The 16,039-nt window shown below is 61.2% G+C and carries 14 protein-coding genes; 5 read left to right on the forward strand and 9 right to left on the reverse strand.

Going from position 1 to position 16,039, the window contains the following annotated elements; translation table 11 throughout:
* Positions 1-85: 85 nt before the first annotated feature.
* Positions 86-1,753 (reverse strand): amidohydrolase, encoded by a 1,668-nt coding sequence (locus J4G38_RS11090; protein WP_210519281.1) that lies wholly within the window; start codon positions 1,751-1,753, stop codon positions 86-88.
* Positions 1,754-1,849: 96 nt separating this feature from the next.
* On the reverse strand, positions 1,850-2,620 hold the full coding sequence (locus tag J4G38_RS11095) for an AMP nucleosidase (RefSeq protein WP_210519283.1): 771 nt from the start codon (positions 2,618-2,620) through the stop codon (positions 1,850-1,852).
* 120 nt (positions 2,621-2,740) lie between these two features.
* Between J4G38_RS11095 and J4G38_RS11100 the strand changes: the two genes are divergently transcribed.
* Positions 2,741-3,214 carry a type I restriction enzyme HsdR N-terminal domain-containing protein gene (locus J4G38_RS11100; RefSeq protein WP_210519481.1) on the forward strand — a complete coding sequence of 158 codons (474 nt, stop codon included), beginning with the start codon at positions 2,741-2,743 and terminating at the stop codon, positions 3,212-3,214.
* Positions 3,215-3,317: 103 nt separating this feature from the next.
* Here J4G38_RS11100 and J4G38_RS11105 read toward each other — a convergent pair whose 3' ends face one another.
* The 5 genes from J4G38_RS11105 to J4G38_RS11125 all read right to left on the reverse strand — a co-directional run bounded on the left by J4G38_RS11105 (position 3,318) and on the right by J4G38_RS11125 (position 8,382).
* On the reverse strand, positions 3,318-3,602 hold the full coding sequence (locus J4G38_RS11105; RefSeq protein ID WP_210519284.1) for a hypothetical protein: 285 nt from the start codon (positions 3,600-3,602) through the stop codon (positions 3,318-3,320).
* A gap of 152 nt (positions 3,603-3,754) precedes the next feature.
* On the reverse strand, positions 3,755-5,659 hold the full coding sequence (locus tag J4G38_RS11110; protein ID WP_210519286.1) for an LTA synthase family protein: 1,905 nt from the start codon (positions 5,657-5,659) through the stop codon (positions 3,755-3,757).
* Positions 5,660-5,772: 113 nt separating this feature from the next.
* Positions 5,773-6,900 (reverse strand): alanine dehydrogenase, encoded by a 1,128-nt coding sequence (ald, locus tag J4G38_RS11115; RefSeq protein WP_210519287.1) that lies wholly within the window; start codon positions 6,898-6,900, stop codon positions 5,773-5,775.
* A gap of 97 nt (positions 6,901-6,997) precedes the next feature.
* Complete coding sequence (locus tag J4G38_RS11120) at positions 6,998-7,519, reverse strand: VOC family protein (RefSeq protein WP_210519289.1); 522 nt, start codon at positions 7,517-7,519, stop codon at positions 6,998-7,000.
* Between the two features lie 119 nt (positions 7,520-7,638).
* Complete coding sequence (locus tag J4G38_RS11125) at positions 7,639-8,382, reverse strand: DUF1573 domain-containing protein (RefSeq protein ID WP_226163354.1); 744 nt, start codon at positions 8,380-8,382, stop codon at positions 7,639-7,641.
* 276 nt (positions 8,383-8,658) lie between these two features.
* On the opposite strand from J4G38_RS11125, the gene J4G38_RS11130 reads away from it, so the two are divergent.
* On the forward strand, positions 8,659-11,079 hold the full coding sequence (locus tag J4G38_RS11130) for an alpha-ketoacid dehydrogenase subunit alpha/beta (RefSeq protein WP_210519293.1): 2,421 nt from the start codon (positions 8,659-8,661) through the stop codon (positions 11,077-11,079).
* Positions 11,080-11,099: 20 nt separating this feature from the next.
* On the opposite strand, the gene J4G38_RS11135 is transcribed toward J4G38_RS11130, so the two are convergent.
* Entirely contained in the window at positions 11,100-11,666 is a 567-nt protein-coding gene (locus tag J4G38_RS11135) for a hypothetical protein (RefSeq protein WP_210519295.1), read from the reverse strand.
* Positions 11,667-11,784: 118 nt separating this feature from the next.
* On the opposite strand from J4G38_RS11135, the gene J4G38_RS11140 reads away from it, so the two are divergent.
* Entirely contained in the window at positions 11,785-12,783 is a 999-nt protein-coding gene (locus tag J4G38_RS11140; protein WP_210519296.1) for a long-chain-fatty-acid--protein ligase, read from the forward strand.
* A 48-nt stretch (positions 12,784-12,831) separates the two neighbouring features.
* Positions 12,832-13,263 carry a hypothetical protein gene (locus J4G38_RS11145; protein WP_210519298.1) on the forward strand — a complete coding sequence of 144 codons (432 nt, stop codon included), beginning with the start codon at positions 12,832-12,834 and terminating at the stop codon, positions 13,261-13,263.
* 87 nt (positions 13,264-13,350) lie between these two features.
* On the opposite strand, the gene J4G38_RS11150 is transcribed toward J4G38_RS11145, so the two are convergent.
* Positions 13,351-14,514, reverse strand: a complete 1,164-nt coding sequence (locus tag J4G38_RS11150; protein ID WP_210519300.1) for a sigma-54-dependent transcriptional regulator — start codon at positions 14,512-14,514, stop codon at positions 13,351-13,353.
* Positions 14,515-14,751: 237 nt separating this feature from the next.
* Between J4G38_RS11150 and J4G38_RS11155 the strand changes: the two genes are divergently transcribed.
* Positions 14,752-16,032 carry a PQQ-dependent sugar dehydrogenase gene (locus tag J4G38_RS11155; protein WP_210519302.1) on the forward strand — a complete coding sequence of 427 codons (1,281 nt, stop codon included), beginning with the start codon at positions 14,752-14,754 and terminating at the stop codon, positions 16,030-16,032.
* Positions 16,033-16,039 lie beyond the last annotated feature (7 nt).

The raw sequence follows: 16,039 nt of genomic DNA on the forward strand, positions 1-16,039 counted from the left end.
CTACGGCAACTCGGCCGACGAGGTAGCGCAGCGCTAAGCAGCCTGTCGTGGCGAGTGGAGCGCAGCGCTCCACTCGCCACGACAGTTACTTTTTCTCCCACACCTGCTGCCCACCAATCCAGGTTTGCAGTACCTGAGCGCCACGTAGTTTTTCATTTGGTGCGGTAAGCAAGTCAGTGTCCAGCACCACAAAATCGGCCAGCATGCCGGGCTTTATCTGGCCCTTGCGCTTCTCTTCGAAGCCGGCGTGGGCGGCCCAGGTGGTCATGCCGCGCAGGGCATCGGGGCGGCTGATGGCGTTTTCCATCTGGAAACCGCCTTTGGGGAAGTTCTTCGCATCCTGCCGGGCCACAGCCGAGTGGAAGCCGAACAGCGGATTGATGTCTTCCACCGGAAAGTCGGAGCCCAGGGCCAGCTGGCCGTATTGCTTCAACAGCTCGGCGTAGGCGTAGGCCGTTTTCACCCGCTGCGCGCCCAGCCGCTCGCCGGCCCAGTACATATCGGAAGTGGCGTGGGTGGGCTGCACCGAGGGCACGATGCCGAACTGCCCGAACTTGGGCATGTCGGCCGGCGTGATGACCTGGGCGTGCTCGATGCGCCAGCGGCGGTCCTTCTGGCCCTTGAGCGCCTCACCGTAGATGTTGAGGATGATGCGGTTGGCCGAGTCACCGATGGCGTGGGTGTTCATCTGGAACTTCGACGCGGCAATCTGCTTGGCTAAAGCGCGCAGTTGCTTTTCGGTAGAAGTAAGGAAGCCGGTTTCTTTCGGTTTGTCGGCATACGGCTTCACCAGGCAGGCACCACGCGAGCCCAGCGCCCCATCGGCGTATACTTTAAAGGAAGCGATGGTGAGCTGGTCGGTCTGGACAGGGCCTTTTTTCAAGTAATACGCTACATTGGCAGGCGACGCACTTACCATGGCATTGATGCGCAGGTGCAGTTGGCCCTGCTTCTGCAACGAGTCCAGTACGGCGATATCAGTCCTTTGAAGGCCTGCTTCGGCGAGGCTGGTAAGGCCCACGGCGAGACAGTTTTGCTGCGCCTGCAACAGCAGGGGAGTATCTTCAGCGGCGGTGGTGGACGGAGATACGTTGCTCAATAAGCTCTGGGCATTGTCGACCAGCAGACCCGTGAGGCGGCCTTGCGCATCACGTCCAATCACGCCGCCGCTGATGGGGGTGCGAGCCGTGATGCCCGCCAGGTCCAACAGCTTTTGGTTGACGATGCCCGCGTGCCCGTCGACGCGGGCGATGTACACGGGCATGTCTGGAAACAAGAGGTCCAGGGTGTCTTTGGTGGGGAACTGCTTGGTGGGCCAGTCGTTTTGGTCCCACCCCCGGCCAATCAGCCAGCGCGCCTTGGGGTATTTCCGTCGGTTTTCCTGCAGCTTTTGAATGACCTGTGCCCAGGATTTGGTGCCCACCAGATCGGCCTCAGCCAGGCCCATTGCATAATGGTAGAAATGGCAGTGCGCGTCGTAGAAGCCGGGGTAAATGAACTGCCCCTTTGCATCCACCTCTTTCGCGGCCGCATAGCGCGCCTTCAGGTCGGAAGCCGAGCCCACAGCCACAAACTTCCCACCTTTCACCGCGAAGGCTTCGGCCTTGGAAAAGGTCGAATCGACGGTGTAAACGGTGGCGTTGGTGACGAGCAAATCCACCGCCTCGCGCCTGGCCTGGCAGCCGGCCAGCAGCGCCAGGGCCAGGAGCGGCGCGGTTATTTTGGGAAGGAGGAAAGGGGAGAAAAGGGCCATTTGCGAAGTGTAAGCGTTGAGGATAATAACAAAAAGCCCGTCATGCTGAGCGAAGTCGAAGCATGACGGGCTTAAATGCGTCAGATTGGGCGCTGATTACTCGAAGCGCATGTGCTTCACCGACTCGCCCGAAAACTGCAGCTCCTGCAGCGACTCGATGCCGATTTGCAGGTGGCGCTTCACGAAGTCGGTGGTCACTTTCGAGTCCGATTCCGAGGTTTTCACGCCTTCGGGTGTCATCGGGTTGTCGCTCACCAGCAGCAGGGCGCCGTGGGGGATGTCGTTCATGAAGCCGACCACGAAAATGGTGGCCGTTTCCATGTCCACGGCCAGGGCGCGCACCCGGCGCAGGTAGTCTTTGAAGTCTTGGTCGTGCTCCCACACGCGGCGGTTGGTGGTGTACACGGTGCCGGTGTAGTAGTCCAGCTCGTGCTTCTTAATCATGCTGCTCACGGCGCGCTGCAGGCGGAAGGAGGGCAGGGCCGGAATTTCCTTGGGCAGGTAATCGTCGGAAGTACCGTCGCCGCGAATGGCCGCGATGGGCAGCACCAAATCGCCGAGCTTGGTCTTTTTCAGGCCGCCGCACTTGCCCAGAAACAGGGCTGCTTTGGGCTTGATGGCCGAAAGCAAATCCATGACCGTGGCCGCCATCGGCGAGCCCATGCCGAAGTTGATGATGGTGATGCCGTTGGCCGTGGCCGTCTGCATCGGCTTGTCGAGCCCGCGCACTTCCACGCCGAACTGCTCGGCAAACATATACACGTAGTTGCTGAAATTGGTGAGCAGGATGTACTGCCCAAAGTCGGTCAGCGGCACGCCGGTGTAGCGGGGAAGCCAGTTATTAACGATTTCTTCTTTGGTCTTCATAAAGGGTGAATGAGTGGCGGAATGGCTAAGTGAGGGAGTGAGAAAAGGGTGTGCGTTTCGGAGTCACTTAGCCACTCAGCTGCTCAGTCACTCGATACCCGACCCCTACCTTTGGAGGTGATGCAAGCCCTGGACCTGCCGCCTTTCGAGGCCAAACTTACGCAATCGGCCACAAATCAGCCCCTCATCTGGGACGGGCTGCGGCGCAAGCACGTCGTGCTCACGCCCGAGGAGTGGGTGCGCCAGCACGTGGTGCACTACTTAATCGACCACCTGGGCTACCCGCGCGGCCTGCTGGCCCTGGAGCGCGGCCTGCGCTACAACCAGCGCCGGAAGCGCACCGACCTGCTCGCCCTCAACCCCGAGGGCCAGCCCCTGCTGCTGGTGGAATGCAAGGCGCCGTCGGTGGCCATCGACGCGGCCGTGGCCCGGCAGGCCACCACCTACAACCAGACCATCGGCGCGCCGCTGCTGCTGATTACGAATGGCCTGGTACACTACTGCTGGCGGGTTGATTTTGCGACGCGCACCAACGAGCGGCTAGACGAAATTCCGCCGTTTGCCGTGGCCGTGCAGCAGGCCGGCGCCCGCTGAGCGCGGGCTGCCCCACTCAACATAGCGCCGTATAAAACAGGAAGCCCGGCCGCAATTACTTGCGACCAGGCTTCTTTGGGAAAGGAAAACAAGGACCGAGGCCTTAATTTTTCGGCTTCATTTTCATCTTGCCGCGCTTGCCTTTCATCTTGGTGTCGGCCGGCATGGTGGGCGTTTGGGTGACGGTGGTAGTGGCCGGGTCGGTGGTGGTGCTGGTCGACTCCGTAGTGGTAGTAGACGACGGCGTGGGGGTGGTCATCGGCGTAGCGGGCGTGGCCGGCGTCACCGTGGTTTCCTTGGTCGTGGTGGTGTTGGTACTGGTCTGAGCGTTGGCTGAGTAGCCACCCGTAGCAAGTAACAGGGCGAGGAAAAGATGCTGCTTTTTCATGAGCTCAAGGGATTTAGGGTGATGAAAGGGCCAACGTCAATCGGACGCGGCTTTTGAGTTGCCTTTAACGCGGGCAAGGCCAAAAGGGTTGCCAGCTCCTGAATTATGGCTCTTCGCAACCCCTCCAAATTGGAAAATCGGGCGTTCGTTGACTACTTATACAGCCGGTTATCGAGCAAGCCATTCACGTAGAACTGCACGCAGGCGCGCAGCTCATTGCCGTACTGCTGCACCAGCGCGGGGTTGGGGTTGGCCACCGGCTGGTTCGGGATGAAGTGGGTGCGGTAGGGGTAGAGCCGCACCGTGTTGGTATTGGTCAGCTCGGTCACGAAGTCGGAATGCACGAGGTAGTACGAATCGCCGTCGCGGAAAATGGCCCGGCCGGGGCGGGCCGCGTCAAATACCGAGGAGCCGAAGGGCAGCAGCTGGTTTTGCTCCTGGGGCAGCCCCAGCACGTCGAGCACCGTGGCCGGCACATCGGCCTGCTCGGTGATGCGGTGCGGGTTGGCGGGCGGCAGGCCCTGCCCGGGCCGGTACAGCAGCAGCGGCGTTTTGTGGAAGCCCAGCGGGTTCTGGTAGCCGGCCTGGGCTGACTGCGAGGTGTGGTCGGCCGTCAATACAAACAGCGTGTGCGCGTACCACGGCATTTTGCTGGCCGCCTGAAAGAAGCGCCGCAACGCCATATCAGTGTAGCCGATGGTGGGCTGAATGGGCAAGGTGCCCGCCGGAAATTTGCCCTTGTACCGCGCCGGCATCGTGAACGGCTCGTGCGAACTCAGGGTGAACAGCGTGGCAAAAAAGGGCTGCCTGGTAGCGCCCAGCTGCCGATTGAAATACTGGAGGTAAGGCTCATCAAAGATGCCCCAGTGCCCGTCGTAATCGGGGCTGCCGGCGCCGCCGGGGTACTCGTTCAGGCCGTAGTAGTGCTGCATGCCGGCAATGCCGGCAAACATATCGAAGCCCATGGTACCGTTGGTGGCGCCGTGGTACATGGCCGTGGTGTAGCCGTGCAGCCCCAGGATTTCGCCCAGCCCGTGCAGCTCCGCCGTCTGGAAGCTGGAGGTGATGAAGGGCTCATCCATCAGCGACGGCAGGCCCGAAAGCACGGCCGGCAGGGCCTCAATGGAACGCCGGCCGTTGGCGTAGTTCTCGCGCATCAGCAGCGCGCCGGGGCCGGTGGCCAGCGAGTCGAAAAACGGGGTGTAGCCGTGGCCGCCGTTCTCGGTGCCGTTGTATTCCGAGCCAAAGCTTTCCAGCAGCAGCAGCACCACGTTGTCGGGCGTGGGACCAGGGACCCGTTCGGCCGTGGGCATTATGCCCAGTGCGGGCCGCAACGCCGTGGCGGCCCGGAAGTAGTTTTTGCGCTCAATCGGGGCTTCATCCACCGATTTGATGACCGTGAACGTGCTATTCAACGCGAGGTGGCCCAGCACGGCGGGCTGCTGCTCGAAAGCCGTGCCGGTGCGCAGGGGCTTCAGCTGCCAGCCGCCGCGCAGGCCCAGCACCACCACGGCCGCCAGCAGCACAAGCTCAAGTGCCCGCTGCGGCCAGGGGCGCCGGCCCCCTTGCACGGCCAGGTCGGCCCGCGTGGGCATGGGGCACAGCCGCCACAGCAGGTATATCAGGCCCAGCAGCGGAATGGCGAGGTACCAGTACTGCGCCGCAATCTGCCCGGACTGCCGGGCAATGTCGTGGCCAATGGTGCTCCACTCGTTGCTCAGCCGCCGGCCAATAAACTTGTAGTATTCCCAATCAATGATGTTGAGCAGGAAGCCGGGAATGTTCAGCAGCACAAACAGCCCCCGCAGCCACTGCTGCCCGGTGCGGGCCCGCACCGGCACCAGCAGCGACAGCACCACCAGCGGCAGGTTCAGCCAAAGCAAGGCCGATACATCGTAGCGCAGCCCGTGCACAAAAGCCAGCAGCACGGTGCCGGCCCCAATGCCGCTAAACGGCGCCAGGTTGAGCAGGTAAAAGCCCAGTCGCAGCAGCGTGTACACGCCCATCAGCAAGGCAAAGCGGCGCAGCAGCAGGCGAATGGCAGGCGAAGGAAACAAATCAGTTAAAAATTAAAAGTGAAGAGTTAAAACAAAAGCGAGAGCACAACAAAGGAAAGCCTTCCCGACACGTAGTCGGGAAGGCTTTTAACTCATGACTTTTAACTTTTAACTCAGACGGCGGCCAGTTCCAGCACGGTTTCCACGTTCACCAGGGGCAGGCCCCAGGCTTCGGCCACGCCTTTGTACACCACTTCGCCGTGCACCACGTTCAGGCCGAGGCGCAGGGCCTCGTCGCGGCGGCAGGCTTCCTGCCAGCCCTGGTTGGCCAGTTTCACGGCGTAAGGCAGGGTGGCATTGGTGAGGGCCAGCGTGCTGGTGTAAGGCACCGCGCCCGGCATGTTGGCCACGCAGTAGTGCACCACGTCGTCGATGATGAAGGTCGGGTTTTCGTGCGTCGTGGGGTGGCAGGTTTCGATGCAGCCGCCCTGGTCCACGGCCACGTCCACCACCACGGTGCCGGGGCGCATGGTTTTCAGCATGTCGCGGGTGATGAGGTGCGGCGCCTTGGCCCCCGGAATCAGTACCGCGCCCACAATCAAATCGGCCGTGCGCACGGCTTCGCGGATGTTGTACTCGTTCGAATACTGCGTCACCACGTTCTTGGGCATGAAGTCGTCGAGCTCACGCAGGCGGTTCAGGTTGATGTCCATGATGGTGACCTGCGCGCCGAGGCCGGCGGCCACTTTCGCGGCCTGCGTGCCCACAATGCCGGCACCCAGCACCAGTACGTGCGCGGGCTTCACGCCGGGCACGCCGCCCAGCAGAATGCCGCGGCCTTTCAGGGGTTTCTCCAGGTATTTGGCGCCCTCCTGCGGGGCCATGCGGCCGGCCACTTCGCTCATCGGAATGAGCAGGGGCAGGGCGCGGTTGCTGAGCTCCACCGTCTCATAAGCCAGGCAGACGGCCTTGCGCTCAATCATGGCATGCGTCAGCTCTTCGCCGCTGGCGAAGTGGAAGTACGTGAACAGCAGCTGGTTTTCCTTGATGAGCGGGTACTCCTCGGCAATTGGCTCCTTTACTTTGATAATCATTTCGGCCTGTCCGTACACCTCGGCGATGGTGGCGAGCAGCGTAGCGCCGGCTGTTTTATACTCGTCGTCGCTGAAGCCGCTGCCTTCGCCGGCGGTGGCTTGCACCAGCAGGGTGTGGCCGTGCTTGCGCAGCTCGGCTACGCCAGCAGGCGTGAGGCCTACGCGGTTTTCATTGTTTTTAATTTCCTTAGGAACGCCGATTATCATGAGCGGGGTGGTGGAAGTGACGGTTAAACGAAGAGGTAAATTTTCGAGACGCAAAGATAGGGCGGCGCGTTCCGTCAGGCCGCGCAGGATTCCGGCCTTATTGCGGGGCTTCGGCCAGCAGGGCGTTCAGGTCGAGGGCGCGGGTATACATCTGCACCTCGCCATCCGGGCCCAGCGGCCACTGCTCACGGGGCCGGTCCCGGTACAGCTCCACCCCGTTGCCGTCGGGGTCGTCAAGGTAGATGGCCTCCGATACGCCGTGGTCGGCCGCGCCGGTGATGGGGTAGTTGGCGGCCCGCAGCTGCCGCAGCGCGCCGGCCAGCTCGGCCCGCGTGGCGTACAAAATGGCCGTGTGAAACAGCCCCGCGCCCTGCTTGCGGGCGGGCGGGCCACCCAGACTGTTCCAGGTGTTCAGCCCGATGTGGTGGTGGTAGCCGCCGGCCGAAATAAACGCCGCCTGGTTGCCAAACCGCTGCATGACCTGAAAGCCCAGGATGTCGCGGTAAAAGCCCAGGGCTTTGTCAATGTCCGTGACTTGCAGGTGAATGTGGCCGATGCGCGTCTGGGCCGGCACTACATAAGCGGGAACGGGTGCAGGAGTGCTTGCGGTAATTTCCATGATAAATCAGTATTCGATTGCGGAAAGCCATGTACCAACATCAATCCAAAAAAAAGCCCCGCCAAACTGGCAGGGCTTCAAACCTGAATCGACTACAAAATCCGAAAAATCCGTGGTCCTTACTTGAACGGGACGGCCGTGCCGCTTTCCTTCACCATGCTGCTGCCGCTGAGGTCGTGCACGATGGTGGCCTTCAGCGTGATTTTCGCGTCGCCGCTCACGTCATTGGAATTGATGGTCACGGCGTCGCTCACCTGGCCGAGCTGGCGCTGGCTGTACAGCAGCTCGATGACGGCGCTCTGGCCGGGGGCGATGGGCGCGGGGTTGCTCTTGTAGCCCACGCAGTAGCAGCCCGACGTGAGGGCGCCGAGCACCAGCTCGGTTTTGCCCGTGTTGCGGACCGTGAAACGGGCGATGGGCTGCTGGCCGGCTTCCATCTTGCCGAAATCGTGCACGTTGCCGTCGAGCACCAAATGCGGCGACTTAGCCAGCTGGGCCGGCGTAAGGGTCGGCTTAATCTGGTCTTTGGTGAGTACCGTGCCTTTGATGCTGAGGACCTTGCTGGGCTCGGCGGCGTTGCTGGTTACGGTCACCGTTTTGTTGAATATGCCGGGGCGGCCGGCGCTGCTGTACATCGCCTTGATGATGCCGGACTTGCCGGGCATTACCGGCGCTTTGGTCCAGTCCGGGGTGGTGCAGCCGCAGCTGGCCTGCACGTTGGCAATAACCACGGGCTGATTGCCGGTGTTCTTGAACTTGAATTCGTAGGTTGCCATCGTGCCCTCGGGCACGTTGCCGAAGTCGTGGTTGTCGGTTTCGAACTGCATCGCGCCTTGAGCGCGGGCACCGAAGGCAAAGGCCAAAAGGCAAAGAGTGAGAAGTTTTTTCATAATCTGTAAAGCCTGAACTACCGGCCCGGCATCAGCGTAGCTAGGCGGGGGCGGGGTCGAATTAAATAATAAAAACCAGCAGATGAGTCGGCAATGAGGGCCAATAGCGTGCGACCAGCCAAGCCATTGCAGCCCAAATATACGCTCAAACCCCTCGTACCACCCACCCGGCCCCAATTCCGTATTTTTGCACCGCGGCTTCGCCGTTCCGTCCTTCCCGTTCATCCCACCCCTACTTTTTCTTTCGATATGTCCGCCGCTGAAACCGCCGTGTCCGCGCTAGCCGCCCCCCTCACCAAAGCCGATTTCCTCACTGATTACCGCCTGGCGTGGGAAAGCCGCCACGCTTCCTTAGCCGGCCGCAAGGAAGTATTCATGGGCAAGGCCAAGTTTGGCATTTTTGGCGATGGCAAGGAAGTGCCGCAGCTGGCCATGGCCCGCGCCTTTCAGAACGGCGATTTCCGCGCCGGCTACTACCGCGACCAGACGTTTATGGTGGCCATTGGCCAGCTCACCTGGGAGCAGTATTTCTCCCAGCTCTACGCCAACCCCGACGTGGAAGCCGAACCCGCCACCGCCGGCCGCGCCATGAACGGCCACTTCGCCACCCGCATGCTGGACGACGACGGCCTCCTCACCGACCTCACCCAGACCAAGAACTCCTCGGCCGACGTCTCGCCTACGGCCGCCCAGATGCCGCGCCTGCTGGGCATGGCCTACGCCTCCAAGCTGTTCCGCCAAAACCCCGAGCTGCACCAGTTCACGCACCTTTCCAACAACGGCAACGAGGTGGCCTTCGGTACGATTGGCAATGCCAGCACCTCGGAGGGCATGTTTTTCGAGGCCCTGAACGCGGCCGGCGTGCTCCAGGTGCCCATGCTGGTGAGCGTGTGGGACGACCATTACGGCATCTCGGTGCCAGCCGAATACCAGACCACCAAGCAGAGCATTTCGGAAGCCATGGCCGGCCTGCAGCGCGACGGCGAAGGCCAGCCGGGCTTCGAGATTTACGCGGTGCGCGGCTGGGACTACGCCGGGCTGACCGATACCTACCAGCGCGCCGCCGCCGTGTGCCGCGAGCAGCATGTGCCCGTCCTCATCCACGTCACGGAGCTCACACAGCCCCAGGGCCACAGCACCAGCGGCTCGCACGAGCGCTACAAAAGCAAGGACCGCCTGAGCTGGGAAGAGGCCCACGACTGCCTGCACAAGCTGCGCGAGTGGCTGCTGGCCGAGGGCCACGCCACCGAAATGGAACTGGATGAAATTGAAAAGGAAGCCGCCGCCGTCATCAAAACGGCCCGCACGGCTGCCTGGGCCGCCTTCTTCGACCCCATCAAAGCGGAGCGCGACGAGGCCGTGGCCCTGCTCGACCAGCTGGTGGCCGACACCGGCACCGAAAATACGCTCCACGAAATGGTGGAGCAGCTGAAGGTGAACCCCACGCCCATTCGGGCCGATATCGTGCGGACCATGCGCCGCGTGCTGCGCTACGTGCGCAACGAGAAACGCAGCTTTGGCCGCCGCATGGTGCAGCGCCACCTGGAGCAGCTGCTGGCCGAAAACGCCGACCGCTACAACTCCAACCTGTTCAGCCAAAGCGAGCTGGCCGTGGGCAATATCGACGAAGTAGCCGCCACCTTCGCGCCCAATGCGCCGCTGGTGGACGGCCGCGAGGTGCTGCAAGCCTGCTTCGACGCCAACTTCCAGCGCGACCCCGCCATCTTCGCCATTGGCGAGGACGTGGGCAAGATTGGCGACGTGAACCAGGCTTTTGCCGGTTTGCAGGAGAAGTTTGGCGAGCTGCGCGTGACCGATACCGGCATCCGCGAAACCACCATTATCGGGCAGGGCATTGGGGCGGCGCTGCGCGGGCTGCGGCCCATCACCGAAATCCAGTACCTGGATTACATGCTGTACGCCATCCAGATTTTGAGCGACGACCTGGCCTGCCTGCAATACCGCACCAAGGGCGGCCAGAAAGCCCCGCTGATTGTGCGCACCCGCGGGCACCGGCTGGAAGGCATCTGGCATTCGGGCTCGCCCATGAGCATGATTCTGGGCAGCGTGCGCGGCATTCACGTCTGCGTGCCGCGCAACATGACGCAGGCCGCCGGCTTCTACAACACGCTGCTGCGCAGCGATGAGCCCGCCATCGTAGTTGAGTGCCTGAACGGCTACCGCCTAAAGGAAAAAATGCCGGCCAACGTGGGCGAGTTCACGCTGCCCCTGGGCCGCCCCGAGGTGCTGCAAGCCGGCACCGACGTAACGGTGGTGACCTACGGCTCGATGTGCCGCGTCGTGATGGAAGCGGCCAAACAGCTGGCCGAAGTCGGTATTTCCGTGGAAGTAATCGACGTGCAAACCCTGCTGCCTTTCGATGTGGAGCACCTCATTGCCGACAGCCTGCAGAAAACTAACCGCGTGGTGTTTGCCGACGAGGACGTGCCTGGCGGCGGCACCGCCTTCATGATGCAGCACGCCCTGGACGAGCAAGGCGCCTACCGCTTTCTGGATGCGCAGCCGCGCTGCCTGGCCGCCCAGCCGCACCGCCCGGCCTATAGCTCCGACGGCGACTATTTCAGCAAGCCCAACGCCGAAGACGTGTTCGATACCGTGTATGAGCTGATGAGCGAGGCCGAGCCGGGCCGGTTCGCGGAGATTTACTAAGCCCGGAAGGGGCGCTGGCGCTACCGGCCCAGCGTCACTTCCGAGGTGGTGATGACGTTGCTTTGGTGCAGGGCCCGGTCCATGATGCTGATTTCAAACCGCAACCGGTCGCCGGGGTAAAAAGGGGCCCCGTCCACGTTGAGGGGCAAAGTGTATCGCAGCACGCCTTTGAGTGGGGAAGGGCGCGCATCCTTGGCGTCGAGGCGGAAATAGCGGCCATCGTATTCGCCCTGAAAGCCGCCCGCGTTAATGAATTTCACCCAATTAGTGCCATCCCATTTAAACGGCTGAATAAAGTAGTTGTAGGCGTAGCCGCGGTTGTTGTGGCCGCCGGTGGTGGCGTTCCACGGGGCTACCAAAATATCGGCATCGGACAGGCCCAGGTCGCCGTCGCCGTCGCGGAAGTCCAGCGCAAATTTGAGTGAATCGATTTCCGTCTGGCCGGCCGGCCGATTGCGCACCAATTGCAGCGAGTTGAAATCGATGGCTGGCTCAACGGGGTAGTCGGGCGCATTGAGGCAGCTGCTGAGGCCAGTGCCGGCGAGGCAAACAAGGGCGAGGCCGCTCAGGGTACGAAACAGGTTCATAAAGACAGGGAGTGAAAAACAGGAGCACAACGGCCAAATACGGCCCCAAAGTACATTTTTTCCAACGAAAGCAGGGGCTTGTTGGTTCGCCTTGCGTTGCTAACCCCCTGGCCCGGCCATGAGTTTCCGTTCTGATTTCTTGCACCGCCTGCCCCAGGTCACCCCGGCCACGTTTGACGAGGCGGCCCTGGCCCTGTTTCAGCACCAGGCCGCCCACTGCCCGCCCTACGCCGAATACCTGGCGCTGCTGGGCCGCAACCCCGCCGCTGTGACACGTGTGATGGACATTCCGTTTTTGCCCATCGAGTTTTTCAAAACCCACGAGGTGCGTACTTGCCCGCAAGACTGGACGCCGCAGGAGGAATTCCTGAGCAGCGGCACCACCCTGCAACAGCGCAGCCGCCACCTCGTGCGCGAGCCGGCCCTGTACCGTGAAAATGCGGCCCGCATCTTCGAGCAGTATTATGGCCCGCTCACGGGCTGGACGTTTCTGGCGCTGCTGCCGTCGTACCTGGAGCAGGGCAATTCCTCGCTGGTGGCCATGGTGGATTATTTCGCCCGGCAATCGGGCCAAACCCAGCCCGCGTTTTTCCTGCACGACCATACTGCCCTGCGCGCCGCGCTGGCCGATGCGAAGCAAGTAGCCGGCCGCCGTGTCATGCTCATCGGCGTAAGCTATGCCCTGCTGGATTTTGCGGCCGAAACCGGTCCTGTCCCGGAACTGCAAGGCCTCACCGTGCTCGAAACCGGCGGCATGAAGGGCCGCCGCCGCGAGATGATTCGCGAAGAACTGCATGAGGAACTGCAGCGGGCATTTGGCCCGGCCGGCATTCACTCCGAGTACGGCATGACGGAATTGCTCAGCCAGGCCTATTCGCTGGGTGACGGCCGCTTCCACAGCCCTGCGCCGATGCGGGTGCTGCTGCGCGACCCATCGGACCCGTTTTCGATTGGCGATAGAAAGGACGGGGCCATCAATGTGATTGACTTGGCCAATATTGATTCCTGCGCTTTTATTGAGACGAAGGATTTGGCGCGGATGCACCCGGATGGGAGTTTTGAGGTGCTGGGGCGCATGGATAATTCCGACGTGCGGGGGTGTAATCAACTGGTGTAAAGCTATGTTTGCTTTGCCAAACAAGCCTGATTATTGACAGGCAACACGATGAGAACAAAAAGAGCAACAAGAAATGAGGAGCAGATAAAGAGGGGAATTGAAAAAGCCACCTCAGAATTTTCTCAGCATCTTATGTCAAATTCAAAGTGGATTAGGCTTATCAAGAAGCTCGTAGATAATGCCGATAAAGTTTTAAAAATAGAATTCAAGAAAGTTCAACAGAGTGGCATCGGAGTACTATACTTTAATCAGGATACTGAGTTCGGGTTCGATTATTGGCAAAATGGCTTTGAGGGAAATAATTCACTGGGGGGTTGGCTAACTTTTAAAGAAATTGAGTACCTGTTTTTTTCCAAAACGGTTGACTCAGCCAAACATATTGAGCAGGATTTAGAGCAAATTGAGACTTTGATAGAAAGTGTTGGTAAATTCTCTTTAGAAACCGATGAAAAGGGGCTAAAGCTGCTATGTTATAAATAATAAAAGCAGACCAACCATCAGGTGCGGTTTCTAAATTGCACCTGGTGGTTGGCCTGCTTTACTGTACTGCCATAAAGGCGGTCAGTTCTACTTTCCTGCAAACGCCTGCGCGTCGCCTTCCGTAATCGTGTCGTCGCTCATAATGACCAAGCGCTCGACCACGTTGCGCAGCTCGCGGATGTTGCCGCGCCAGTCGAGGCCTTTGAGGTATTCCAGCGCGGCAGTGTCGATTTTCTTGGGCTTGTTGCCGTAGTCGGCGGCGATGTCGTTGAGGAACTTCTGAATCAGCTCGGGGATGTCTTCGCGGCGGTCGTTCAGGGACGGGACCTGGATTAGAATGACCGAGAGGCGGTGGTACAGGTCTTCGCGGAAATTGCGGTCAGCGATTTCCTGCATCAGGTTTTTGTTGGTGGCGGCGAGGACGCGCACGTTCACCGAAATTTCTTTTTCGCCGCCCACGCGGGTGATTTTGTTTTCCTGCAAGGCGCGCAGCACCTTGGCCTGGGCCGAAAGGCTCATGTCGCCGATTTCATCAAGGAACAGCGTGCCGCCGTCGGCCTGCTCAAATTTGCCGATGCGCTGTTTCACGGCCGAGGTAAAGGAGCCTTTTTCGTGGCCGAACAGCTCGCTTTCAATCAACTCGGAGGGGATGGCGGCGCAGTTTACTTCCACCATCGGGCCGTTGGCGCGCTGGCTGAGCTCGTGCAGCCGGCGGGCCACCATCTCCTTGCCCGCGCCGTTGGGGCCGGTGATGAGCACGCGCGCATCGGTGGGGGCAACCTTTTCGATGGCTTTGCGCACGGCGCCGAGGGCGGCCGAGGAGCCCACCATTTCTGAACCCTTGGTAACGGAGAGCTTCTTTTTCAGCGTCTTGGTTTCGGTGACGAGCTTGGTGCGGTCGAGGGCGTTGCGTACCGTCACGAGAAGGCGGTTGAGGTCGGGGGGCTTGGGCAGGAAGTCGTAGGCGCCTTTTTTGGTGGCTTCCACGGCCGTGTCGATGCTGCCGTGGGCCGACACCATGATGAAAGCGGCGTCGGTGCCCATGGCCTGGGCGCGGGTCAGGACTTCGAGGCCGTCCATTTTGGGCATGCGGATGTCGCAGAGCACCACGTCGTACTTCTGCTGGATGAGCATGTCGAGGCCGGCGGGGCCGTCTTCGGCCTGGTCTACTTTGTAGTCTTCAAATTCCAGAATCTCCTTCAGCGTGTTGCGGATGGCTTTTTCGTCGTCGATAATGAGGATGCGGGGCATGGGAACGGGAACGGAAATGGAGGCGAACAGAGTGGCGCGAAGGTAACGAAAAGCGGCGCTTGGAGTTTAAGCGAGTAGAAAACCAATGGGTGGAGCCGCTGGTAATGTAGAGAAGCATATTTGCGTCTCGTCGTCCGTGCCGTTACTGCCGTTGTCATTCAACGATGAGACGCAAGGATGCGTCTCTACACCGGTTTTGAAACTTTACCTTCGTCAATCCAACCCAAATTCCCCTAAATGAAAAACTCGATGACCCGGCCGCTGCTGTTCACGGCCGCCATTGCGGGCAGCCTGTCCCTGTATTCCCTCGTCGGCAAGCCGGTCCTGGCGCCCGACCCCAATAACGCCGGCCTGAAGCTGCCCGCCGGCTTCGGGGCGCTGGTGGTGGCCGAAACCGGCGGCCGCGCCCGGCACCTTACCGTGACGCCCGAAGGCAATATCTACGTGAAGCTGAACCGGCCGAAAGACGGCAAGGGCATCCTCGAGCTGCACCCGGCGGCCACGGGCAAGGCCACGGTCACGGGGGGCTTTGGGGGCTACGGCGGCACCGGCATCTATGCCAAAGACGGCTATCTGTACGCTTCTTCCGACGAGGAGGTGTTTCGCTACAAGCTCGATGCGAAAGGGGAGGTGACCAACCCCGCGCAGCCCGAAAAGATTGTGACGGGCCTGCTGAACCGGGGCGAGCACGAAAGCAAATCCATCGTGCTCGACAACGCGGGCAACCTCTACGTCAACATCGGGGCCTATTCGAACTCCTGCCAGGGCAAGGACCGCCAGAAAGGCTCGATGGGCATTGCCAACTGCCCGCTGCTGGATTCGGCCGGCGGCATCTGGCAGTTCCGGGCCGATAAGGCGGGGCAGACCTACGGCACCGGCACGCGCTTCGCCACCGGCCTGCGCAACGTGGTGGGCCTCGACTGGAATGCGCAGAACAACCAGCTTTTCGTGATGCAGCACGGCCGCGACCAGCTCCACGACATCTTCCCCGAGATGTACGACACCAAGCAGTCGGCCGAGCTGCCCGCCGAGTGCATGTATGCCCTGAGCAAGGGCGCCAACGCCGGCTGGCCCTTCCTGTACTACGACCCCGCCAAGCACGAGAAAATCCTGGCCCCCGAGTACGGCGGCGACGGCCAGAAGCTGGCCGACCCCAAGTACCTGGAGCCCGCCGCCGCCTACCCCGCCCACATGGCCCCCGACGGCCTGCTGTTCTACACCGGCACCATGTTTCCGGAGAAGTACCGCAACGGCGCGTTCATCGCCTTCCACGGCTCCTGGAACCGGGCCCCCGAGCCCCAGAAGGGCTATTACGTGGTGTTTCAGCCCTTCAAGGACGGCAAGCCGAACGGCCAATGGGAGGTATTTGCCGATAACTTCGCCGGCTCGCCCGAGAAGCTGGCTTCGGGCCGGGCCGACCACAAGCCCTGCGGCCTCGCCCAGGGCCCCGATGGCTCGCTCTACGTTTCCGACGACAAGGCCGGGACGATTTATCGCATCATGTACACCAAGAAATAAGGATTTC

Source organism: Hymenobacter terricola, from assembly GCF_017921975.2.
GTDB classification, from domain to species: Bacteria; Bacteroidota; Bacteroidia; order Cytophagales; family Hymenobacteraceae; genus Hymenobacter; species Hymenobacter terricola.